This window comes from Janthinobacterium leeuwenhoeki (assembly GCF_051380795.1).
GTDB lineage: Bacteria > Pseudomonadota > Gammaproteobacteria > Burkholderiales > Burkholderiaceae_D > Janthinobacterium.
Genome location: NZ_JBNYXT010000026.1, coordinates 1 through 20,632 on the forward strand (window position 1 = coordinate 1; position 20,632 = coordinate 20,632).

A 20,632-nucleotide genomic window follows, 5' to 3' on the forward strand; every position below is an offset into this window, starting at 1 on the left:
CGGCTTCCTCCAGATTCGCAGTCGCCCGCGACACCCTTGCCGTTCAGCTAACTCTTCCCCTTGTCGGGCGAGTAGAGGACTTGCACCTCCCAGTGAGTGCGCCCTGCCGGGCGCACCATAAAAAAGGGAGCCGCAAGGCTCCCTTCTTACTGGCGTTGGCTATCCATTACATTATATGCTGGCCAATCCACCAGGCGACTGCAGCAACAAACGCGGAAGCGGGAATCGTGAAGATCCAGGCCCAGACGATATTGCCCGCCACGCCCCAGCGCACGGCCGACATTTTTTGCGATGAGCCGACGCCGACGATGGCGCCCGTGATGGTGTGCGTGGTCGACACGGGAATGCCCAGCGCCGTCGAGACGAACAGGGTGATGGCGCCACCCGTTTCGGCGCAGAAGCCACCTACGGGTTTGAGCTTGGTGATCTTCTGGCCCATGGTCTTGACGATGCGCCAGCCACCGAACAGGGTGCCGAAGCTGATGGCCGTATAGCACGAGATGATGACCCACATTGGCGGCATGGCGTCGGCCGCACTGGAGTAGCCGGCGGCGATCAGTAGCATCCAGATGATGCCGATGGTTTTTTGCGCATCGTTGCCGCCGTGGCCCAGACTGTAGGCGGCCGCCGATACCAGTTGCAAACGGCGGAACCACTTGTCGACCTTGCGCGGCGTCGAGCGCACGAATATCCACGACACCATCAGCATCATGATCGAGCCGAACACAAAGCCCAGTACGGGTGCGATGACGATGAAGGCGACGGTTTTCCACAGGCCGGCCGCGACCAGCGCACCCGTGCCGGACTTGGCGACAGCGGCGCCTACCAGGCCGCCGATCAGGGCATGCGAGGACGACGAAGGAATGCCGTAGTACCAGGTAAACAAATTCCAGAAGATGGCGCCCATCAGCGCGCCGAAGATCACGTACTGGTCGATCACTGCCGGATCAATGGTGCCCTTGCCTACCGTGGCGGCCACGGTCAACTGGTGGAACACGAAGATGGCGACGAAGTTGAACGTGGCGGCCATGGCAACCGCGGTCTGCGGTTTCAATACGCCCGTCGAGACCACCGTGGCGATCGCGTTGGCGGCATCGTGGAAGCCGTTCATGAAGTCAAACAGCAGCGCGAGGACGATCAACAGGCCTAGCACGTAGATGCTGATTTGTATGGTCATTGTAGTTTCTTTTCTGATTCTGGTTCAGGACATGCCCAACGCTTACGCGTTTTCGACGATGATGCCTTCGATAATATTGGACACATCTTCGCAACGGTCGGTCACGGTTTCCAGAATTTCGTAGATCGCTTTCAGCTTGATCAGGTTGCGCACGTCCGGTTCGTCGCGGAACAGCTTGGACATGGCGGCGCGCATCACGTGGTCGGCGTCCGATTCCAGGCGGTCGATCTCTTCGCAGATGGCGACGATCTTGCGCGAGTTATCCATGTTGTGCAGCATGGCGACGGCGTCGCGCACTTTTTCGGTACAGGCCAGCACCAGTTCGGCCAGGCGCTTGGCTTCCGGCGTGACGGCTTTCAGGTCGTACAGCGAAACGGTTTGCGCCGCATCTTCCAGCAGGTCGAGGATGTCGTCCTGGCGCGTAATCAGCTGATGGATGTCGTCGCGGTCGATCGGCGTGATGAAGGTCTTGTGCAGCATTTCCACGGTGGCGTAGGTGACTTTGTCCGCCTGTTTCTCGATGCTTTCGATCGCATGCACGCGGTTTTCCAGGTCGTCGAAATTGGTCATCAGGCCGAGCATCTCTTTGGCGCCCTTGACGCACAATTCCGCGTGCTGGTTAAACAATTCAAAAAACTTGCCCTCAGTGGGCATCAAGCGTCCAAACATGTCATTCTCCGTTAAGCATTGAGTCGTGTTATTTACTACAGAAAACCGCCCCGGTGGAGGGGGCGGCCAATGGAATACCAGTGCTGCTGTGTTAGTCGCCTTGGTAAAGCGCCAGGCCACCACTGTAATTGCCAAATTTGGTGTACTGCCCCATGAAGGTGAGGCGGATGCTGCCGATTGGACCGTTACGTTGTTTACCGATGATGATTTCGGCCGTTCCCTTGTCTGGGGAGTCGGGGTTATACACCTCATCGCGGTAAATGAACAGGATCACGTCGGCATCCTGCTCAATAGCGCCCGATTCGCGCAAGTCGGACATGACAGGACGTTTGTTCGGACGCTGCTCCAGCGAGCGGTTCAGCTGGGACAACGCGATCACGGGGCAACCAAGTTCTTTCGCCAGGCCTTTCAAGCCCCGCGAAATCTCGGAAATCTCCGTGGCGCGGTTGTCGCCCGGGCTATTGGCCGACATCAGCTGCAAGTAATCGACGATGATCAGGCCCAGCTTGCCGCATTGGCGCGACAAACGGCGCGAGCGGGCGCGCAATTCGATCGAGTTGAGCGCCGGCGTTTCATCGATGTACAACTGCGCGTCGTTCATCTTTTGAATCGCATTCGTCAGGCGTGGCCAGTCTTCGTCGTTCAGCCGGCCCGTGCGCAAACGATGCTGGTCGAGCTGTCCGACGGAGCCGAGCATACGCATGGCCAACTGGGCGCCGCCCATCTCCATCGAGAACACGGCCACGGGCAAGCCGCTGTCGATCGCCACGTTTTCGCCGATATTGACGGAAAACGCCGTCTTGCCCATCGACGGACGGCCCGCCACGATCACCAGGTCGCCCGGCTGCAGACCGGAGGTCATACGGTCGAGGTCGATGAAACCGGTGGGCACGCCCGTGATTTCACTCTGGTTGTCGCGGCTGTACAGCTCGTCGATACGCTCGACTACTTGCGTCAGCAGGGGCTGGATGGCGGTCCAGCCCTGCGCGCCGCGCGCGCCTTCTTCGGCGATGGCGAAAATCTTCGATTCGGCCTCGTCAAGCATCTGCTTGACTTCCTTGCCTTGCGGGCTGAAGGCCGTGCCGGAGATATCGTCGGCGACGGTGATGAGTTTGCGCAGCACGCCGCGGTCGCGCACGATCTCGGCATAACGCCGGATGTTCGCGGCCGATGGCGTGTTTTGCGCCATGGCGTTCAGGTAAGCGAGTCCGCCCACATCATCGGCCTTGCCGAGCTGGGTCAGGGTTTCAAAAACAGTAATGACATCGGCTGGCCTGGAGCCGTTAATCATCTTGACGATTTGCTCGAAGATGATGCGATGGTCATAGCGATAGAAATCCTCCGCATGCATGAAGTCGGCGATGCGGTCATACGCGGCATTGTCGCGCAGCAGACCACCAATGACGGATTGTTCTGCTTCGATCGAATGCGGCGGAATACGGAGGGAATCCAGTTGCGGATCAGAGGGGGCGTTCATGGCGCGAATTATACCCGCTTCGGCGTGCTGGCAAAAATAAAGGGCTGAAATTGAGCGAAAAAAAGGCCACAAAAAAGCCGGGCGAGCCCGGCTTTTCATACTGCGGCAACGCTTGCGGGCCAGGCCCGCAGACGATTACGCGTTCGCGTCTGGAACGACAGCGATAACAACTTCCACGACCACGTCGGTGTGCAGAGCAACCGAAACGTTGTGCTCGCCAACGATCTTCAGCGGGCCGGTAGGCATGCGGATTTGTGCTTTTTCAACAGCAAAACCTTGCTTGGTCAGCGCTTCAGCGATGTCGAAGTTGGTGACGGAACCGAACAGACGGCCATCAACACCAGCTTTTTGAGCAACTTGAACGGTCAGACCGCTCAGTTTTTCGCCCTGGGCTTGCGATGCGGCCAATTTGGCGGCAGCAGCTTTTTCCAGTTCGGCGCGCTTGACTTCGAATTCAGCCACAGCGGTTGCCGTAGCACGACGTGCCAGGCGTTGCGGGATCAGGAAGTTACGTGCGTAACCGTCTTTGACTTTGACGACTTCGCCGAGGTTACCGACGTTAACAACTTTTTCTAACAGAATGATTTGCATAGTTCTTCTCCAGGAATATCTGACCGATTAAGCGTGGTGCAGATCGGTGTATGGCAGCAGCGCGAGGAAGCGAGCGCGCTTGATTGCGGTGTCAACTTGGCGCTGGTAGTGCGCTTTGGTACCGGTCAGGCGTGCTGGCATGATCTTGCCGTTTTCTTGGACGAAGTCTTTCAGCGTGTCGACGTCTTTGTAGTCGACTTGCTCAACGTGAGCTGCGGTGAAGCGGCAGAACTTCTTGCGTTTGAACAACGGGTTTTGCTGTTTGCGTTTTTCTTTAAGCTTGAGCTTATTTTTGTCGAACTTTTTACCGAATGCCATGTCAGGCTCCTGTATCTAAAATGCGCTAGTCAAAGTGACTGCACTAAAATCAATGATGTGAAACACCAAACTCTTGCTGTTGCGGCTCTTCCTGGCCAGGAAACCCGTGAACTGATATACCCCGCCCAAGCTTGCCTGACTGAAACGGCCTGAGATTTCGCCAGCGGCTAGCGCGGCAACATCAAACTCGGTCAAACGGGCAATCCCTGCTTCCATCTGCTGCGAACTGTGTTGCAATACTGCATTCACAATCGGTAGCCCTGCCGGGGTATAGCGCAATATTTCGCGCTCGGCAATGATGGCGGTGACTTGTAGCTGGTTCAGCGCACGATCCTGGTCAAGAATTAAGCTGCTGCTGCGGCTGGAGCGGCTGCTGGTGCTTCGGTGCGGTGGCTTTTGGCCGCGTCTTCGCGTTGTACCGATTTCATCATCGGCGAAGGAGCTGTTTCAGCTTTCTTCATTTTAACGGTCAGGTGACGCAACACGGCATCATTGAATTTGAATGCTGTTTCCAACTCGACCAGGGTCTCGTTGTCGCATTCGATGTTCAGGCAGATGTAGTGTGCTTTAGGCAGCTTTTGGATCGAGTAAGCCATTTGACGGCGGCCCCAATCTTCCACGCGGTGAACCGAACCGCCGCGGGTGGTTACGCTGGCTTTGTAGCGTTCGATCATCGCGGGCACTTGCTCGCTTTGGTCCGGATGGACGATAAAGACTATTTCATAATGACGCATGCAAACTCCTTCAGGTCGGATTGATAATCGCCCACCCCGGCGTCAAGACGGGTGTGGGAAGGTCAGCCGAAGATTATAACCGCCTTTTGCAAACGTTTCAATCATTCCTTCCACCAGCGCCCGAAAAGCCTGCACTCGCCCCTGCTTTGCGCCCATGGACAAGTATTTCTTGCGAAATTCGCCTGAAACACGGAAATCCCCTTGCATAGTGGGCGATACTGTACAAAAATACAGACTGTTCATATAGACAGCATTTTAGTATGCACCCACCGCTCATGATCAAGCTGACAGCACGACAAGAACAAATCCTGAACCTGATCAAGGACGCGATTGAAAATACGGGTTTTCCTCCCACCCGTGCCGAAATCGCCAATGAACTGGGTTTCAAATCGGCCAATGCGGCCGAAGAGCATTTGCAGGCCCTGGCCCGCAAGGGCGCGATCGAGATTTCGCCCGGCACGTCGCGCGGCATCCGCCTGATCGGTGCGGCGGCGAGTGCGGCCGCCGATGCGCTTGCATCGAAAGTACCGGCGGCGCTGCTGCTGTCGCTGCCCCTGATCGGCCGCGTGGCGGCTGGTTCGCCCATCCTGGCGCAGGAAAACCTGGAAGCGAGCTACAACGTCGACCCCGCCCTGTTCTCAGCCAAGCCCGACTTCCTGCTCAAGGTACGCGGCTGGTCCATGCGCGACGCCGGCATCATGGATGGCGATTTATTGGCCGTCAAAAAGGTCGACAGCGCCAAGAATGGCCAAATCGTCGTGGCCCGCATCGGCGACGAAGTCACCGTCAAGCGCTACAAGAAAACGGGCTCCGTCATCGAACTGTTGCCGGAAAACCCAGACTTCAAGGTCATCACCGTGTCGCCGGAAGATGAGTTCGCCCTGGAAGGACTCGCCGTCGGACTGATGCGCAGCTGGCATTAAATTACATGCCGGGATCAGCGCCCGCCGGGTCTGACCCCAGTTTTTAGTTTGCCTCAAAACTGGCACACGGCCTAGTCACCAACACCGCTCTCAGCCCTCCAGCGCACCACGGAAGTCTTCCAGCAGATCGGCCTCATCCTCGATCCCGACGGATACGCGGATCAGCGATTCGGCGATGCCCATGCTGGCGCGGCGCTCGGCTCCCATCTCATAGAAGATCGTGTGGGCGACGGGAATGACCAGGGTGCGCGTGTCACCCAGGTTGCTAGCCGGAATCGCCAGATTCAGGCGATTCAGGAAATCGAAGCAATCGATGCCATCTTTTAATTCAAAGCTGAACAGCGAACCATAGCTGCGGAACAAGTCCGTCGCCAGCGCGTGCTGCGGGTGCGAGGACAAGCCTGGGTAATGCACTGCCGCCACTCTCGGGTCCGCTTGCAACATGGTGGCCAGCGCCAGGGCGTTCGAGCAGGTACGGTCCATGCGCAAGGCCATGGTTTCGGCGCCGACGGCGATATGGTGCGCCGCTTCCGGACCCAGGGATGCGCCGAAGTCGCGCAAGGCCTTGGCGCGGATTTGCGCGATGCCCCACTGTGCCGGCGCGGCCTTTTTATAATTATCGAAAATGTTTGGATACTGCGTCCAGTCGAACACGCCCGTGTCCGTCAAGCTGCCACCCAGCGCATTGCCGTGGCCGCCGATGGATTTCGTCAGAGCATTGACCACCAGGCCCGCGCCCACCGCTTTCGGGCGGAACAGGTATGGCGTCGTCATCGTATTGTCGACGATGTAAAGGATGCCCTTCTCACGGCACAGCTCGCCGATCTTTGCCAGGTCGGCGATCTGCGTGCGCGGATTGGCGATGGTTTCGACAAACACGATGCGCGTGGCCGGCGTGATGGCGGCGGCCACGTTGGCCACGTCGGTGGCGTCGACGAAGGACACGGCGATGCCCTGCCCCGTCACCGTTTGCCACAGGCTGTTGGTGTTGCCAAACAAAAAGGCTGACGAGACGACATGATCGCCCGCGCGCAGCAAGGATTGCACCACGGCGCCGATGGCGCCCATGCCGGTGGCGAAGCACAGGGTGGCCACGCCATCTTCCATCTTGTTGACCTTGTCTTCCAGCGCGGAGACGGTCGGGTTGCCCTGGCGGCCGTAGCGGAAGCCCGGCTCCTTGCCCTGGAACACGGAAGCGAGCTGGCGCGCATCGGCGTAGCCGAAGGCGACAGAGGTATGCACGGGTTTGTGCAGCGAGCCGTGCTCGATGCCCTTGCGGCGGTCGTTGTGCAGGATGGTGGTGGTGAAGCCGTAGGTTTTTTTGGTGGTCATGGTGGATGCTGGAAACTATTAACCCTAGACAAAAGCTGGGGTCAGTCCCTGCGGGATCGGAATGCGCACCACTGGCGCGCGTTCCCCCGACGAGTCTGACCCCAATGGCAAGGCGGCGATTACGCTTCTGTCGTTGCCAGGTTCAGGTTCAGCTGGGAACGCGGCGTATCTTCGGGCGCTGCCGCCTTCGGATGGTGGCGCGCATATTCCAGGCGGTCCAGGTATTCCTGCGACACGTCGCCCGTCACGTACACGCCATCGAAGCACGACGCCTCGAAGTTGGTCAGGGCCGGGTTGACGTCGGCGATCGCCTGCTTGAGCGCGCCGATATCCTGGTACACCAGGTAGTCGGCCGTGATTTCGCGGCACACTTCTTCCGTCGTGCGGCCGTAGGCGATCAGCTCGTCGCGCGTCGGCATGTCGATGCCATACACGTTCGGGTAGATGACCGGCGGCGCGGCCGAAGCGAAGATGACTTTCGTCGCGCCCGCTTCGCGCGCCATCTGCACGATTTCACGGCTGGTAGTGCCGCGCACGATGGAATCGTCGACCAGCAGCACGACTTTATCCTTGAATTCGGACGGGATGGCGTTGAGCTTCTGGCGCACGGATTTCTTGCGCGCCGCCTGGCCCGGCATGATGAAGGTGCGGCCGATGTAGCGGTTCTTGATGAAGCCTTCGCGATACTCGATGTTCAGCGCCATGGCCAGCTGGATGGCGGCCGGACGCGAGGAATCAGGAATCGGCATGACCACGTCGATATGCACGCCAGGCAACTCGGCACGGATCTTCTCGGCCAGGTATTCACCCATTTTCAGGCGCGTGGCGTACACGGAAGCGCCGTCGATGACGGAGTCGGGACGGGCCAGGTAGACGAATTCGAACACGCACGGGTTCAGGCTGGCATTGTCGGCGCACTGGGCGCTGTGCAATTTCTTGTCGGCATCGATGAAGACGGCTTCGCCGGGACCGATGTCGCGAACGAAGCGGAAGCCCATGCCTTCCAGGGCCACGGATTCGGAGGCAATCAGGTATTCGGGACCTTGCTCCGTTTCATTGATGCCCAGGCACAGCGGACGGATGCCGTGCGGATCGCGGAAGGCCAGCAAGCCCACGCCGGCGATTTGCGCGACGGCGGCGTAACCACCCTTGACGCGGCGGTTCAGCACGGTAACGGCCTTGAAGATGGCTTCCGGGTCCAGGTTCAGGCCCGTCGTCGCTTCCTGGATTTCATGCGCCAGCACGTTGAGCAGCACTTCCGAATCGGAATCGGTATTGATGTGGCGGCGGTCGTTCTTGAACATTTCCAGCTTCAACTGTTCCCAGTTGGTCAGGTTGCCATTGTGCGCCAGGGTGATGCCGAACGGCGCATTCACATAGAACGGTTGTGCTTCCTCTTCGCTCGACGAACCGGCCGTCGGGTAACGGCAATGGCCGATGCCCGTCGTGCCTTGCAGCGAACGCATGTTGCGCGTACGGAAGACGTCACGCACGAGGCCATTGGCTTTGTGCATGGAAAACATACTGCTGTGATTGGTCGCAATCCCTGCCGCGTCCTGACCGCGATGTTGCAGGAGCAACAATGCATCATAGAGCAATTGATTGACAGGTTGATGGGAAACGACGCCGACGATGCCACACATGGTGTGCTCCTAAACTGTGCTACTGATTTTAAAAAAATTCAAAATTTCACATGCTGCGCATAAGCGGCAGGCAGATAAGGCTTGATGGCGCGGGCGCCCTGCTCCGCGAGCGGGCTGAGCTGCGCGTTTTTCCAGAATGGCTGCTGCGGTATGGACGTCATGCCACACAAGATCACGGCGGTCAGCACGATCACAAGGCCCCGCGCCACGCCGAACAGGCTGCCCAGGGTGCGGTCAGCCAGACTCAAGCCCGTCACCTTGACCAGTGCATCGACCGTCATGGACAGCAATCCCATCAAAATGCGCACGCCGATGAACAGCACCACGAAGGCCAGCAACAGGCGGATGGCTTCGCCCGGCACGGCTTCCGGCAGGAATTTCGCCAAGGTGGCGCCATAGGCATTGGCAATGACGAAAGCCACGATCCAGCTGACCAAGGACAGTATTTCCTTGACCAGGCCGCGCATCATGCTGATCAGCACGGACGTCACAAGCACGAACAGCACCAGGTAATCGAAGATCGTCACGCGCGCTCAGCCTTGCAACATCACGCCGGTACCAGGCTGCCGCCCAGGCCCAGCTTTTGCAGCTTGGCGCGGGTCTTTTCGGCGTCTTCGCGGCTGCCGAACGGGCCCACGCGCACGCGGATGCGCTCGCCCGCCGGGCTGGAGACTTTCTGCGTGTACGACTTGATGCCCGCTTCGCGCAGCTTGTCCTGCAATTCATCGACCTTGTCCTGCGTCGCCAGCGCCGCCACCTGCACCACGAACTTGCCGCTGCCGGCATCGTGTGCCTTGTCTTGTGCTTTCTCTTGCGGCTTGTCTTGCGGCTTGCCTTCCAGGATAGCCAGCGCGCGCGCGGCATCGTCGGCCGATTGCGCCGGCTTGGCAGGCTTGGTCTCGGGCTTGGCTTCCGGTTTTACTTCATGCTTGGGCTCGGGCTTGGATTCGTGTTTCGGCTCCGGCTTGGTTTCATGTTTCGGTTCCGCTTTCGGCTCCACCTTGACAGGTTTCGGTTCAGGCTTGGGCTCGGGTTTCGGTTCCACATAGGCAGGCTTGAGCGGTGCAGGCTGGGCGGCGGCCAGCACGGGTGCCGGCGTAGGCGTAGGCTTGGCTGCAGCAGGCAGGGGCGCATCGACGATCTCTTCGGACTGGTCCAGGCCATTCGCTGCGGCCTGGGCCGGAACGGCCGCCACGGGCGCCGGCGCCGGTGCAGGTACAGGTGTGACGGCCTTTTCCTTCGACGGAATGTCGATGGCGATATCGTTGAAAGGCGCTTTCGGCTCGGAATCGAGCAGCATCGGCAAGCCGACAGCCACGCCCAAGGCCAGGGCGATGGCCCCGACCAGGCGGCGGCGTGCGCGCTTTTTTTCAGGCAAGACCGGATCCGGCGCTTCCTTGCCGCCACGGCGCGATCCGCCGCCACCGGAGGTGTTGGCGGCGCGTTTGCGGGTCGGCGACTGTGCTTCGCCAGGGACATAAAAGCCGCTGTCTTCGCCAGAGGATTCTTGCTTGTTTTTAAACAGTTTCGAGAACAAGCCCATGCGTGATTTTCAGTCAAGTGCGTTTCAGTGAAGTGAGGATTTTCGGGCCTTCATCACGCCGGCAACGGTGAGGAAAGAACCAAAGACCACAATTCTATCATTCTCACCGGCCCGGCTCATTGCATTTGCAAAAGCTTGTGCCGGATCATCGAAAATAGACACAGTATGTTCACTGCTGTCGGGCTTATCTTCCAGCATGATCTGCACCTTGGCGGCCAGCTCGGAAGCCGTGGCCGCGCGCGGCGAAGGCAGACCCGTCAGGCACCAGTGGTCGACGTGTTCGCTCATCGCGGCCAGCACGCCATCGATATCCTTGTCTTGCATGGAGCCGAACACGGCATAGGTGTAGGGGTGGAAACCCATATTGCCCAGGTTCTGGTTCAGTGCCGAGGCCGCGTGGGGGTTGTGCGCCACGTCGAGGATCACGCTGGGTCGGCCAGGCAAAACCTGGAAGCGGCCCGGCAATTCCACCGTCACCAGGCCCGTGCGCACTTCCTGCGCGCCCACGGGCAGTTTCAGCTTCAGCACTTCCAGCGCGGCCAGCACGGCCGTCGCATTGAGGATCTGGTTGGCGCCGCGCAAGCTTGGATACGCGAGCGAATTGCGGCGCTGTTCGCGCCCACCGTAGTTCCACTGCTGCTTGTCGCCCGAATAATTGAAATCGCGGCCCATCAGCCACAGGTCCGCGCCGATGGCGGTCGCATGGTCGATCAGCGACTGCGGCGGCACGGGGTCGCTGCAGATGGCCGCCTTGCCCGGACGGAAAATGCCGGCCTTTTCGAAGCCGATCGCTTCGCGCGTGTCGCCCAGGTAATCCGTGTGGTCGATATCGACGCTGGTGACGATGGCCACGTCGGCGTCGATCACGTTGACGGCGTCCAGACGCCCGCCCAGGCCCACTTCCAGGATGGCCACGTCCAGCTTGGCCTGCGACAGCAAATGCAAAATCGCCAGCGTGGTGAATTCGAAATACGTCAGCGGCGTGTCGCCGCGCACGGCTTCGACGACATTGAAGCTGGCAACGAGCTGCTCGTCGCTGGCCATCTCGCCCAGCACGCGGGCGCGCTCATTGAAATCGAGGAAATGCGGCTTGATGTACAGCCCCACTTTGTAGCCAGCACGCAACAGCACGGATTCCAGCATGGCGCAGGTGGACCCCTTGCCATTCGTGCCCGCCACCATGATCACAGGGCAAGTAAAAGCCAGCTGCATGCGTGCCTTGACGGCTTGCACGCGGTCCAGGCCCATGTTGATCTGGGTTTCCGAATGACGGGTTTCCAGCATGGCGAGCCAGTCCGGCAAGGTGGTAGGGAGGTTTTGCATGGGAGACTTCTTGAAAAGAGTGCGCGAGGCCGGAAAGACATGAGACCCAAACCGAAGACTGGGGTCGGATCCTTAGGGTCCGACCCCAGCAGTTCAGGTTTTGGGGTAAATCAAATTACGCAAGTACTTCGACAGCCTGGTTTTGCAGCAAAGCCAGCAGGCGGGCGATTTCTTCGCGCATCTTGCGACGGTCGACGATCATGTCGACGGCGCCCTTGGTGACGAGGAACTCGGCGCGCTGGAAGCCTTCCGGCAGTTTTTCACGCACGGTGTTTTCAATCACGCGCGGGCCGGCAAAGCCGATCAGCGCTTTCGGTTCAGCAATGACCACGTCGCCCATGAAGGCGAACGAGGCGGACACGCCGCCCATGGTCGGGTCGGTCAGCACGCTGATGAAGGGCAATTTCTTTTCCGACAGCTTGGTCAGCATGGCCGTGGTTTTCGCCATCTGCATCAGCGACAGCAAGCCTTCCTGCATGCGCGCGCCACCGGTGGCAGTGATGCAAATGAAGGGCACCTTCTGTTCCAGCGCGATTTGCGCGCCGCGCACGAAGCGCTCGCCCACGACGGACCCCATGGAGCCGCCCATGAATTCAAATTCGAAGCACGCCACGACCACTGGCAGGCTCATGATGGCGCCGCCCATGACGACCATCGCATCCGTCTCGCCCGTCGCTTCCATGGCGGATTTCAGGCGATCCGGGTATTTCTTGCTGTCCTTGAATTTCAAGGTATCGACGGGCAGGATTTCCTGGCCGATTTCATAGCGGCCGCCCGCGTCAAGCAGGCTGTCGAGACGTTCACGCGCGCGGATGCGCATGTGGTGATCGCATTTCGGGCAGACGTGCAAATTCGATTCCAGGTCCGTACGATACAGCACGGCTTCGCACGACGGGCACTTGACCCACAGGCCTTCCGGCATGGTCTTGCGCGCGGCAGCGTCCGAACGCTGGATGCGCGGTGGCAGCAGTTTTTCCAACCAACTCATATTTTCTCCTTGGGCCCTTGTAGGGGTAGCGTCGGTAGACGCCCCCGGCAGACGGTAAACGGCGACGCCCCGCAGGGCGCCACCAAAAATTTTATCTATTGCACAATAACAGCAAAATCAGTGGCCGAAGTGTAGCCGTTTATCGCCGGGCTGTCGAACTTTGCCGCCGACGCATCTTGCGTAAACGGCAAGCTTGCTCAGGCGTCCAGGGCGGCGCGGATGCCAGCCGTAAAGCTGCGCACGGCGTCGACGGCGCCCCCTTCCGGGGCATTTTCTATCTCCTGGATGATGCGGCTGCCGATCACGACGGCATCGGCCACCTTGGCAACGGCCTTGGCCGTGGCGCCATCGCGGATGCCGAAGCCCACGCCGATGGGCAATTTTACATGCTGGCGGATAGCCGCGAGGCGCTCTGCCACCTGTTCCGTATCAATGTTACCGGCACCCGTGACGCCCTTCAGCGACACATAATAGCTGAAGCCGCCGCCAACCTTGGCCACTTGCGCGATGCGCTCTTCGGTCGAGGTGGGCGCCAGCAGGAAGATCAGGTCGAGTCCCGCTTCACGCATGGCGGCGCCGAACTCCTCACACTCTTCCGGCGGATAGTCGACGATGATGGCGCCGTCGGCGCCGGCCGCTTGCGCTGCATCAATAAACGCGGCGCTGCCGATGCGCTCGATGGGATTCGCATAGCCCATCAGCACCACGGGCGTCGTCTGGTTAGTCTCGCGGAACTGGCGCACATAGCCGAACACATCGTGGATGCCGACATTGAATTTCAAGGCCCGTTCGCAGGCGCGCTGAATGACGGGGCCTTCAGCCATGGGATCGGAAAACGGCACGCCGAGCTCCAGTATATCGGCGCCGCCCTCGACGAGCGCATGCATCAGGGGCACGGTGGCGTCAGGGCCGGGGTCGCCGGCGGTGATGAAGGTGACCAGGCCGGTCTTGTTGTTCGATTTTAAGTTGGCAAAGGTGGTGGCGATACGGGACATGGATATCTCTTTTCTGAGGGAAATTGAAGGCTGGGTCAGACGGGGACGCCGAGTCCCGGCGGGTCTGACCCCGGTAGTCAACAGCTAACGATCAGCTAAAGTTGAGTCCCATGCGTTCCGCCACGGTATGCATGTCCTTGTCGCCACGGCCCGACAGGTTGGCCAGCACGATCTGGTCTTTCGGCAAGGTGGCCGCCAGCTTGGCCGCGTAGGCCAGCGCGTGCGACGATTCCAGGGCCGGGATGATGCCTTCGATATGGCAGCAGTCATGGAAAGCCTGCAAGGCCTCGTCATCGGTGATCGACACGTATTGCGCGCGGCCCAAGTCTTTCAACCACGCGTGTTCCGGGCCCACGCCGGGATAATCGAGGCCGGCCGAGACGGAATGCGTCTCGATGATCTGGCCGTTTTCATCCTGCAGCAGATAGGTGCGATTGCCATGCAGCACGCCCGGAAAACCGGCTGCCAACGAGGCCGAGTGCTTGCCCGTATTCAATCCTTCACCGGCCGCTTCCACACCGATCAGTTTGACATCCTTCTGGTCGATATACGGGTAAAAGATGCCCATGGCATTCGAGCCGCCGCCGATGCAGGCCAGCACGTAATCGGGCTGGCGGCCCGTCATTTCCGGCATTTGCACCAGGCATTCCTCGCCGATCACGGACTGGAAGTCGCGCACCATCATCGGATAGGGATGGGGGCCGGCCACGGTGCCGATGATGTAAAAAGTGTTTTCGATGTTGGTGACCCAGTCGCGCATGGCTTCGTTCAGCGCATCCTTGAGGGTCTTGGAGCCGGATTCGACGGGCACGACAGTAGCGCCCAGCAGTTTCATGCGGTACACGTTCTGCGCCTGGCGCTTGACGTCTTCGCTGCCCATGTAGACCACGCATTCGAGGCCGAAGCGGGCACAGATGGTGGCCGTGGCCACGCCGTGCTGGCCGGCGCCCGTCTCGGCGATGATGCGCGGCTTGCCCATGCGCTTGGCCAGCAGGGCCTGGCCGATCACGTTATTGATCTTGTGCGCGCCCGTGTGGTTCAAGTCTTCGCGCTTGAAATAGATTTGCGCGCCGCCGGCCATTTCGGACCAGCGCTTGGCGTGGTAGATGGGCGACGGACGGCCAACGAAGTGCTTGAGCTCGTAGCGGAATTCTTCGAGGAATTCCGGGTCGACGCTGTAGCGGGCGTAGGCGTCTTTCAGCTCGGCCAGCGCATGCGTGAGCGTTTCGGCAACAAATGCGCCGCCGTACGGGCCGAAGTGGCCCCGCACGTCAGGAAATGGGTAATCGGTGGCGTGGAACAATGCGGCGGCGGCGCCGGGCATGGTGGTGTGGTCATTCATGGTTGTTTCCTCTGGCAATGATGGCATCGGCATCCTGCACCGCGGCGATGAACGCGCGGACACGGGATGCGTCCTTGATGCCCTTGGACGCTTCGACACCACTGCTGATGTCGACGGCGTAAGGGCGCACGCGCACCACTGCGTCAGTCGCGTTTTGTACGCTCAAGCCACCACTTAAAACGACCCGAGGCGCGAGTTCTTCTGGAATGAGGGTCCAATCAAATACCTTTCCTGCACCGCCGTAGGCATCCACATAGGTGTCCAGCAAGAGGCTGGAAAACAAGGGACTGGCGGCGCGGTAGCGCTGTTCGTATTCTAGCAAATCTTCAAAGGAGGTGTCGGGTTTGATGCGGAACACTTGCGTAAACGGCGTATTCACGGCGCCGGCGAGCGCCGCGCTGTGTTCGGGCGTCTCATCGCCATGAAATTGCAACAGTGACAAGGGCGCCACGGCCTTCGTGGCCCGTACCTCGTCCACGGTGGCGTTGACGAACAGACCCACCGTCGTCACATAGGGCGGCATGGCCGCGATCAGACTGGCCGCCTGCTCGGGCGTCACATAGCGGGGGCTTTTCGGATAAAACACGAAGCCGATGGCGTCGGCGCCCGCCGCCACGACCGCCTGGATGTCTTCAACGCGGGTCAGGCCGCAGATCTTGATGCGTGTGCGTGGCATGTTATTCCTTGAGGTTATTGCTTGATGCGAAACGTCAGAACCAGGGCAAGGCGCTGCTGCTATCTTGCGGCAATGCCCATTTCGGGTCGTAATCGATCTGCGCCAGGTACAGTCCATCCGGCATGAAGGTGGGCGCGGCCGCGTGGCGATCCTTGCTTTCAAGCAAGTGCCCGAGCCAGTCCGGTTTTTCGCGCCCCGTGCCGATGTAGACGAGCGAACCGACCAGGTTGCGCACCATGTGGTGCAAAAAGGCATTCGCCGTAATGGTAAAGATGACGCAATCACCGCGCCGCTCGATGCGGATGTCATGCATGAGCTTGACGGGCGACTTGGCCTGGCATTGCGCGGCGCGGAAGGCCGTGAAATCGTGCCAGCCCAGCAGCGGCTGCACGGCCTGGCGCATCAGTTCCACGTCCAGCGGACGGAAAAAGAAGCCGGCGCGCCCTTCCACCAGCGGCGAACGGGTGGCGTTGTTATACAACACATAATGATAGGTGCGCGCACGGGCGCTGAAACGGGCGTGGAAGAAGTCATTGACCGTCGGATCGCCTTCGAGTTCCCTGGCCCAGCGCACGGCGATGGATTTCGGCAGGAAGGCGTTGACACCGCGCACCCACGAGTGCACGTCGCGGTTCAGTTCCGTATCGAAGTGCACGACTTGCTCGAGCGCATGCACGCCCGTATCCGTGCGGCCGGCGCAGGTGGTGGCCAGGCGCACGCGGGCAAACTGCTCCAGCGCGTTTTCCAGCTGGTCCTGCACCGTTTGCCCATCTTCCTGTTTCTGGTATCCGTGCCAGGCCGTGCCGTCGTACTGCAGGCCGAGGACGATACGCTTCAATGGCGTTGCTGTCGTAATATTTTGCATCGAAGCATTATACCGGCGCAAAGGCGGCCACGCCTTCTGGCCACACAAGCGCCTGAGACGGCGTTCAGGGCAAGGCGCGCGGTCGAAGACAGTACGAATAGTACGGCGAGACCGTGCAACGCAGCCATGGACGTCGTATCAGGTGCTTAGCTCAGCAGCGCGCGCATGGTATTGGCCTTGGCAACCTGTTCGGCGCTGCCACCCTTGATGACTTCATCGATCAACTCGCGCGCGCCTTCCTTGTCGCCGATTTCCTGGTAAGCGATCGCCAGGTCCAGCTTGGTATCCATTTCCATGTGGATGGCCGACAGCGGGTCGTCCACGCCGACGCTGGCCGTCTTGCCATCGTTGAGGTCCAGGTCGATGCCGGACAGGTCGAATTCCTGTGCCGGCGGTATGGCTTCCGGCAAGCTCGCTGGCGTTTGCGCGTCGTCGAACAGGCTGTCGAGGGAAGGCTCGGCCGCCGCGACCGGTGCGGCAGCTGGCGCCACCGGTTCGTCGAGATCGAAATGGGCCAGGTCCACGTCCTTCAATGGATCGGGCAGCGGCGTCAAGCCGGCGCCCACGCCGTTCACGGGACCGGCCGGCGGTTCCAGGTCCAGGCCGAAATCCATGCTGGCGTCATAGTGCGCATCCTGCGTGGCGGACTGCGGCTTGCTGTCCGGTCCCGGCATGACGATCGGGTCGCTGGTGGAAACGGGCTCGAAATCGAGGCTGTCGAGGTCAAAATCGAGTGGGGCGCGCGCATCGCGGGCCGTCACGGAGGACACGGGCTCGGCCGGCGCCAAGTCGGCCGATGGCACTGACTCAGGAGTAGACAGATCGTCAGGCAAGTCCATACTCTGGCCATGCAAATCGTCGCCGGCAGCCTTGCTCAGGCTGACAACGGCGTCGTCTTCCGTATCGCCATACAGGGGATTGGCAGGATCGAGCGCCAGGCCCAGGGCGGCCGCCTGCGGCCACTCTTCACCCTGGCCGCGCGTCAGGCTGTACAGCTCGCTGGCCTGGTCTTCAAATGCGCGCACGTCGTTGCGGGCCGAATAGATTTCCAGCAGCTTCAGGCGGGCCGCATGGCGTTCCGGGTGGATGCGCAAGGCTTCCTTGAGGATATCTTCGGCCTGGCCATCGCGGCCGTAGGCAATATACACATCCGCTTCGGCGACCGGGTCCGTCTCATTCGCATCGAGCATGCTGGCACCCGCCGCCGCGGCCACGCCGGCAGCGGCGGCGCCCGTGCCGAACAGGTGGTTGCTCGCTTCGGACTGCTGGTCTTCCGGCGCCAGCCCGGCCGGCGGCGCCACTGGCGCTTCCGGCTCGAACACGGGGGCGATATCTTCGGCGGGCGGCGGCGCGTCCTTGCGGCGGCGCGCGATCACCAGCGCGGCCACGGCGGCCAGCAGCGCGGCCAGGCCGATGCCGATGGCACCCAGGTGGTCGCTGATCTTGTCGGCGAAGGTCGGTTCCAGCGGCGACGGTTTTTTCACCAGCGGTACCGGCTTGGCTTTGGGCACGGGAGGCTGGGCTTCGGCCGGCGCGCTGGCGATGGCACTGGCCGAAGCACTGGCCAATGCGCTGGCAGCGACCTCGGCCGGTTTGGCGGGCGCCGGGGCGCTCTTGTCGGCCATGGCCTTGCTCTTGACCGCCATCAGCTTTTCCAGGTCGCTGACGTTCTTTTCCAGCTCTTTTACGCGGGCAGCCGCTTCATCGACCTGTTTCGCCTTGGCGATCTTGTCTTCCTCGCTGGCGACGGCGCTCTTGCCGGCAGACTTGGCCGCCGGCTCCGCCTTCGACAGTTTCAGCTTGTCTTGCGACTCACTCACGGCCGTCGGCTTTTCCTGCACCTTGGTCGGGCCGATCTTGCCGGCCGTGCTTTGCGTCGCTTGCGCGGCCTTGGTCGGCTTGCTTTGCGACACCTGGCCTGCCAGCTTGTTGCGGTAGGCTTCGAAATCGATGGCGTGCGCCGTCACGATGCCCTTCGCTTCAGCCGCAGCGGTAGCGCGCACCGTGTCCGCACCCGGCACGGCCAGAATGCGCCCGGCCTGCATGCGGTTCATGTTCTCGCCCTTGAAGGCGTCGGGATTGGCGCGGTACAGGGCCACGAGCATCATGTCGAGCGAGACGCCCGATGGTTTCAGTTCGCTGGCGATGCGGCTCAGGGTGTCACCCGCCTTGACCTTGTATTCACCAGCCGGCTTCTTGCGTGACTCTTGCGCCGCCGTCGGCTCCACATTGCGCCCGGCCCGGCCAGGTTCGGCCGGGGCCGTCACTTGCGCGCCGCGCGTCTGGCGCGCTTCGGGCGTGTCGAGCACGAACGCATATTCGCGCACCTGGCGACCGCTCTTGCTGCTCAGTTCCAGCAGCAGGTCGACCATGGGTTCGGCCACAGGTTGCGCCGAACTGATGCGGATGAAGGACTTGCCGTCGCGGCTTTCCACGGCAAACGTCAGCGCGTTCAGGGCGGGATTGAATTCCACGTTGGCCTGGCGATACGCGTCCGGCGGCGCCAACTTGGCCAGCAGGCTCGGGGCCTCGCCTGGCTTGACGGCCGATAATTCAACCTCGGCGCGCAGCGGCTGGCCGGCGGCGGACAGCACCGTGATCTTGCCCAGCTCGGCTGCGGATACCGCCGGTGACAAGAACACCGCACAGGCGACAGCGCTGCTGAGTGTTTTAATGGCAAGGGAGGCGACCCGGGGACGAGTGTGTACAGGCATAGTTGGCGGCATCTTAGTTGACATGGGAAAACTGTTACTTTTCCAGAGGTATCAACATATCATCATGCCCAGAGCTATGCAAGCTCCGCATGGTTGAGCCTTGACGGGCTCAGGGCGAAAAAAAAGCCGGGAAAACAGCCCCGGCTTGATTTTGATCAGCACTTTATTGCCATTACGCGTCGAGCAAAATGCGCAGCATGCGGCGCAGCGGCTCGGCCGCGCCCCACAGCAACTGGTCACCCACGGTGAACGCGGACAGGTATTCACCACCCATGCTCATCTTGCGCACGCGGCCGACAGGAATCGTCAGGCTGCCCGTGACCGCCGCCGGCGACAGGTCGCGCACGGACGCTTCGCGCGTGTTCGGCACGAATTTCACCCATTGATTATTGCTGGCGATGATGTCGTTGATTTCATCGAGCGGCACGTCTTTTTTCAGTTTGATGGTCAGGGCTTGCGAATGGCAGCGCATGGCGCCGATGCGCACGCACAGGCCGTCGACAGGAATTTCCTTGGTGCCGAAATCGATGCCGCGACCGAGGATCTTGTTCGTTTCCGCGCCCGCCTTCCACTCTTCCTTCGACTGGCCATTGCCCAGATCCTTGTCGATCCACGGGATCAGGTTGCCGGCCAGCGGCGCGCCGAATTGCTTGATTTCATCCGGGGAATAGCCGTGCTGGGTGGCCAGCACCTGGCGGTCGATTTCCAGGATGGCGGAAGCCGGGTTGTCCAGCAGCGCCTTGACGGAGCCGTTGATGGTGCCAAATTGCGTCAGCAGTTCGCGCATGTGCTGCGCGCCGCCGCCCGATGCCGCCTGGTACGTCATCGACGTCATCCAGTCGATCAGGTCGTGCTGGAACAGGCCGCCCAGGCCCATCATCATGCAAGAGACGGTGCAATTGCCGCCGATGTAGTTCTTGACGCCCTTGCCCAGCGCATCCTTGATGACGTGCAGGTTGACGGGATCGAGCACGATGACGGCGTCTTTTTCCATGCGCAAGGTCGAAGCCGCATCGATCCAGTAGCCATTCCAGCCGCTAGCGCGCAGCTGCGGGAAGACGGCGCTGGTGTAGTCGCCGCCCTGGCAGGAAATGATGATGTCGCACTTGGACAGTTCGGCAATGTTGTTGGCATCCTTGAGGATGGTTTCATTCTTCGCCATGGCCGGCGCCGCGCCGCCCGTGTTCGAGGTGGTGAAAAACACCGGTTCGATATGGGCGAAATCACCCTCTTCCTGCATGCGCTGCATCAGGACCGAACCGACCATACCGCGCCAACCTACCAAGCCAACTAATTTCATTACCATTCCTCAAGATGAGACG

At 60.7% G+C, this 20,632-nt stretch carries 21 protein-coding genes; 1 reads left to right on the forward strand and 20 read right to left on the reverse strand.

The features are described from left to right. Window positions 1–166 precede the first annotated feature (166 nt). The 8 genes from ACQ4WS_RS18430 to ACQ4WS_RS18465 all read right to left on the reverse strand — a co-directional run bounded on the left by ACQ4WS_RS18430 (window position 167) and on the right by ACQ4WS_RS18465 (window position 5,209). On the reverse strand, window positions 167–1,177 hold the full coding sequence (locus tag ACQ4WS_RS18430) for an inorganic phosphate transporter (protein ID WP_436478537.1): 1,011 nt from the start codon (window positions 1,175–1,177) through the stop codon (window positions 167–169). Between the two features lie 42 nt (window positions 1,178–1,219). Further along, a complete protein-coding gene (locus ACQ4WS_RS18435) occupies window positions 1,220–1,846 on the reverse strand; it encodes a DUF47 domain-containing protein (RefSeq protein WP_010400015.1) in 627 nt (208 codons plus the stop codon). A gap of 91 nt (window positions 1,847–1,937) precedes the next feature. Further along, on the reverse strand, window positions 1,938–3,323 hold the full coding sequence (locus tag ACQ4WS_RS18440) for a replicative DNA helicase (protein ID WP_071076107.1): 1,386 nt from the start codon (window positions 3,321–3,323) through the stop codon (window positions 1,938–1,940). 135 nt (window positions 3,324–3,458) lie between these two features. Continuing rightward, entirely contained in the window at window positions 3,459–3,914 is a 456-nt protein-coding gene (rplI, locus tag ACQ4WS_RS18445; protein ID WP_034783456.1) for a 50S ribosomal protein L9, read from the reverse strand. A 27-nt stretch (window positions 3,915–3,941) separates the two neighbouring features. After that, window positions 3,942–4,232 carry a 30S ribosomal protein S18 gene (gene rpsR / locus ACQ4WS_RS18450; protein WP_010400024.1) on the reverse strand — a complete coding sequence of 97 codons (291 nt, stop codon included), beginning with the start codon at window positions 4,230–4,232 and terminating at the stop codon, window positions 3,942–3,944. 15 nt (window positions 4,233–4,247) lie between these two features. Continuing rightward, window positions 4,248–4,556 (reverse strand): primosomal replication protein N, encoded by a 309-nt coding sequence (priB, locus tag ACQ4WS_RS18455; protein ID WP_102121956.1) that lies wholly within the window; start codon window positions 4,554–4,556, stop codon window positions 4,248–4,250. Window positions 4,557–4,576: 20 nt separating this feature from the next. After that, complete coding sequence (rpsF, locus tag ACQ4WS_RS18460) at window positions 4,577–4,966, reverse strand: 30S ribosomal protein S6 (RefSeq protein ID WP_034750499.1); 390 nt, start codon at window positions 4,964–4,966, stop codon at window positions 4,577–4,579. Window positions 4,967–5,008: 42 nt separating this feature from the next. Then, window positions 5,009–5,209, reverse strand: a complete 201-nt coding sequence (locus tag ACQ4WS_RS18465; protein WP_436478538.1) for a hypothetical protein — start codon at window positions 5,207–5,209, stop codon at window positions 5,009–5,011. Between the two features lie 32 nt (window positions 5,210–5,241). On the opposite strand from ACQ4WS_RS18465, the gene lexA reads away from it, so the two are divergent. Then, the gene (gene lexA, locus ACQ4WS_RS18470) at window positions 5,242–5,889 is read left to right on the forward strand and encodes a transcriptional repressor LexA (protein WP_436478594.1); all 648 of its coding nucleotides are present in this window, start codon (window positions 5,242–5,244) and stop codon (window positions 5,887–5,889) included. 90 nt (window positions 5,890–5,979) lie between these two features. On the opposite strand, the gene ACQ4WS_RS18475 is transcribed toward lexA, so the two are convergent. From ACQ4WS_RS18475 to asd, 12 genes are all read right to left on the reverse strand, one after another. Next, complete coding sequence (locus ACQ4WS_RS18475) at window positions 5,980–7,221, reverse strand: cystathionine gamma-synthase family protein (protein WP_436478539.1); 1,242 nt, start codon at window positions 7,219–7,221, stop codon at window positions 5,980–5,982. A 119-nt stretch (window positions 7,222–7,340) separates the two neighbouring features. Next, complete coding sequence (purF, locus tag ACQ4WS_RS18480) at window positions 7,341–8,864, reverse strand: amidophosphoribosyltransferase (protein WP_034750508.1); 1,524 nt, start codon at window positions 8,862–8,864, stop codon at window positions 7,341–7,343. A 38-nt stretch (window positions 8,865–8,902) separates the two neighbouring features. Next, window positions 8,903–9,391, reverse strand: a complete 489-nt coding sequence (locus ACQ4WS_RS18485; RefSeq protein WP_077407525.1) for a CvpA family protein — start codon at window positions 9,389–9,391, stop codon at window positions 8,903–8,905. Between the two features lie 20 nt (window positions 9,392–9,411). Then, the gene (locus ACQ4WS_RS18490) at window positions 9,412–10,407 is read right to left on the reverse strand and encodes an SPOR domain-containing protein (protein ID WP_436478540.1); all 996 of its coding nucleotides are present in this window, start codon (window positions 10,405–10,407) and stop codon (window positions 9,412–9,414) included. 24 nt (window positions 10,408–10,431) lie between these two features. Beyond that, window positions 10,432–11,730 carry a bifunctional tetrahydrofolate synthase/dihydrofolate synthase gene (gene folC / locus ACQ4WS_RS18495; RefSeq protein ID WP_436478541.1) on the reverse strand — a complete coding sequence of 433 codons (1,299 nt, stop codon included), beginning with the start codon at window positions 11,728–11,730 and terminating at the stop codon, window positions 10,432–10,434. A gap of 115 nt (window positions 11,731–11,845) precedes the next feature. After that, window positions 11,846–12,718: an acetyl-CoA carboxylase, carboxyltransferase subunit beta gene (gene accD / locus ACQ4WS_RS18500; RefSeq protein ID WP_010400390.1), complete on the reverse strand. Its 873-nt coding sequence runs from the start codon at window positions 12,716–12,718 to the stop codon at window positions 11,846–11,848. A 197-nt stretch (window positions 12,719–12,915) separates the two neighbouring features. Next, window positions 12,916–13,713: a tryptophan synthase subunit alpha gene (gene trpA, locus ACQ4WS_RS18505; RefSeq protein WP_436478542.1), complete on the reverse strand. Its 798-nt coding sequence runs from the start codon at window positions 13,711–13,713 to the stop codon at window positions 12,916–12,918. Between the two features lie 91 nt (window positions 13,714–13,804). Continuing rightward, window positions 13,805–15,055, reverse strand: coding sequence for a tryptophan synthase subunit beta (trpB, locus tag ACQ4WS_RS18510; protein WP_436478543.1), 1,251 nt, complete (start codon window positions 15,053–15,055; stop codon window positions 13,805–13,807). After that, window positions 15,048–15,848 carry a phosphoribosylanthranilate isomerase gene (locus tag ACQ4WS_RS18515; protein WP_436478544.1) on the reverse strand — a complete coding sequence of 267 codons (801 nt, stop codon included), beginning with the start codon at window positions 15,846–15,848 and terminating at the stop codon, window positions 15,048–15,050. The genes trpB and ACQ4WS_RS18515 overlap by 8 nt, the downstream gene beginning before the upstream one ends. After that, on the reverse strand, window positions 15,766–16,569 hold the full coding sequence (truA, locus tag ACQ4WS_RS18520) for a tRNA pseudouridine(38-40) synthase TruA (RefSeq protein ID WP_436478545.1): 804 nt from the start codon (window positions 16,567–16,569) through the stop codon (window positions 15,766–15,768). Before truA ends, ACQ4WS_RS18515 begins: the two co-directional genes overlap by 83 nt. Window positions 16,570–16,742: 173 nt before the next feature. Then, window positions 16,743–19,232, reverse strand: a complete 2,490-nt coding sequence (locus tag ACQ4WS_RS18525) for a motility hub landmark protein FimV (RefSeq protein ID WP_436478546.1) — start codon at window positions 19,230–19,232, stop codon at window positions 16,743–16,745. Between the two features lie 250 nt (window positions 19,233–19,482). Next, the gene (gene asd / locus ACQ4WS_RS18530; RefSeq protein ID WP_436478547.1) at window positions 19,483–20,610 is read right to left on the reverse strand and encodes an aspartate-semialdehyde dehydrogenase; all 1,128 of its coding nucleotides are present in this window, start codon (window positions 20,608–20,610) and stop codon (window positions 19,483–19,485) included. Window positions 20,611–20,632: the final 22 nt, after the last annotated feature.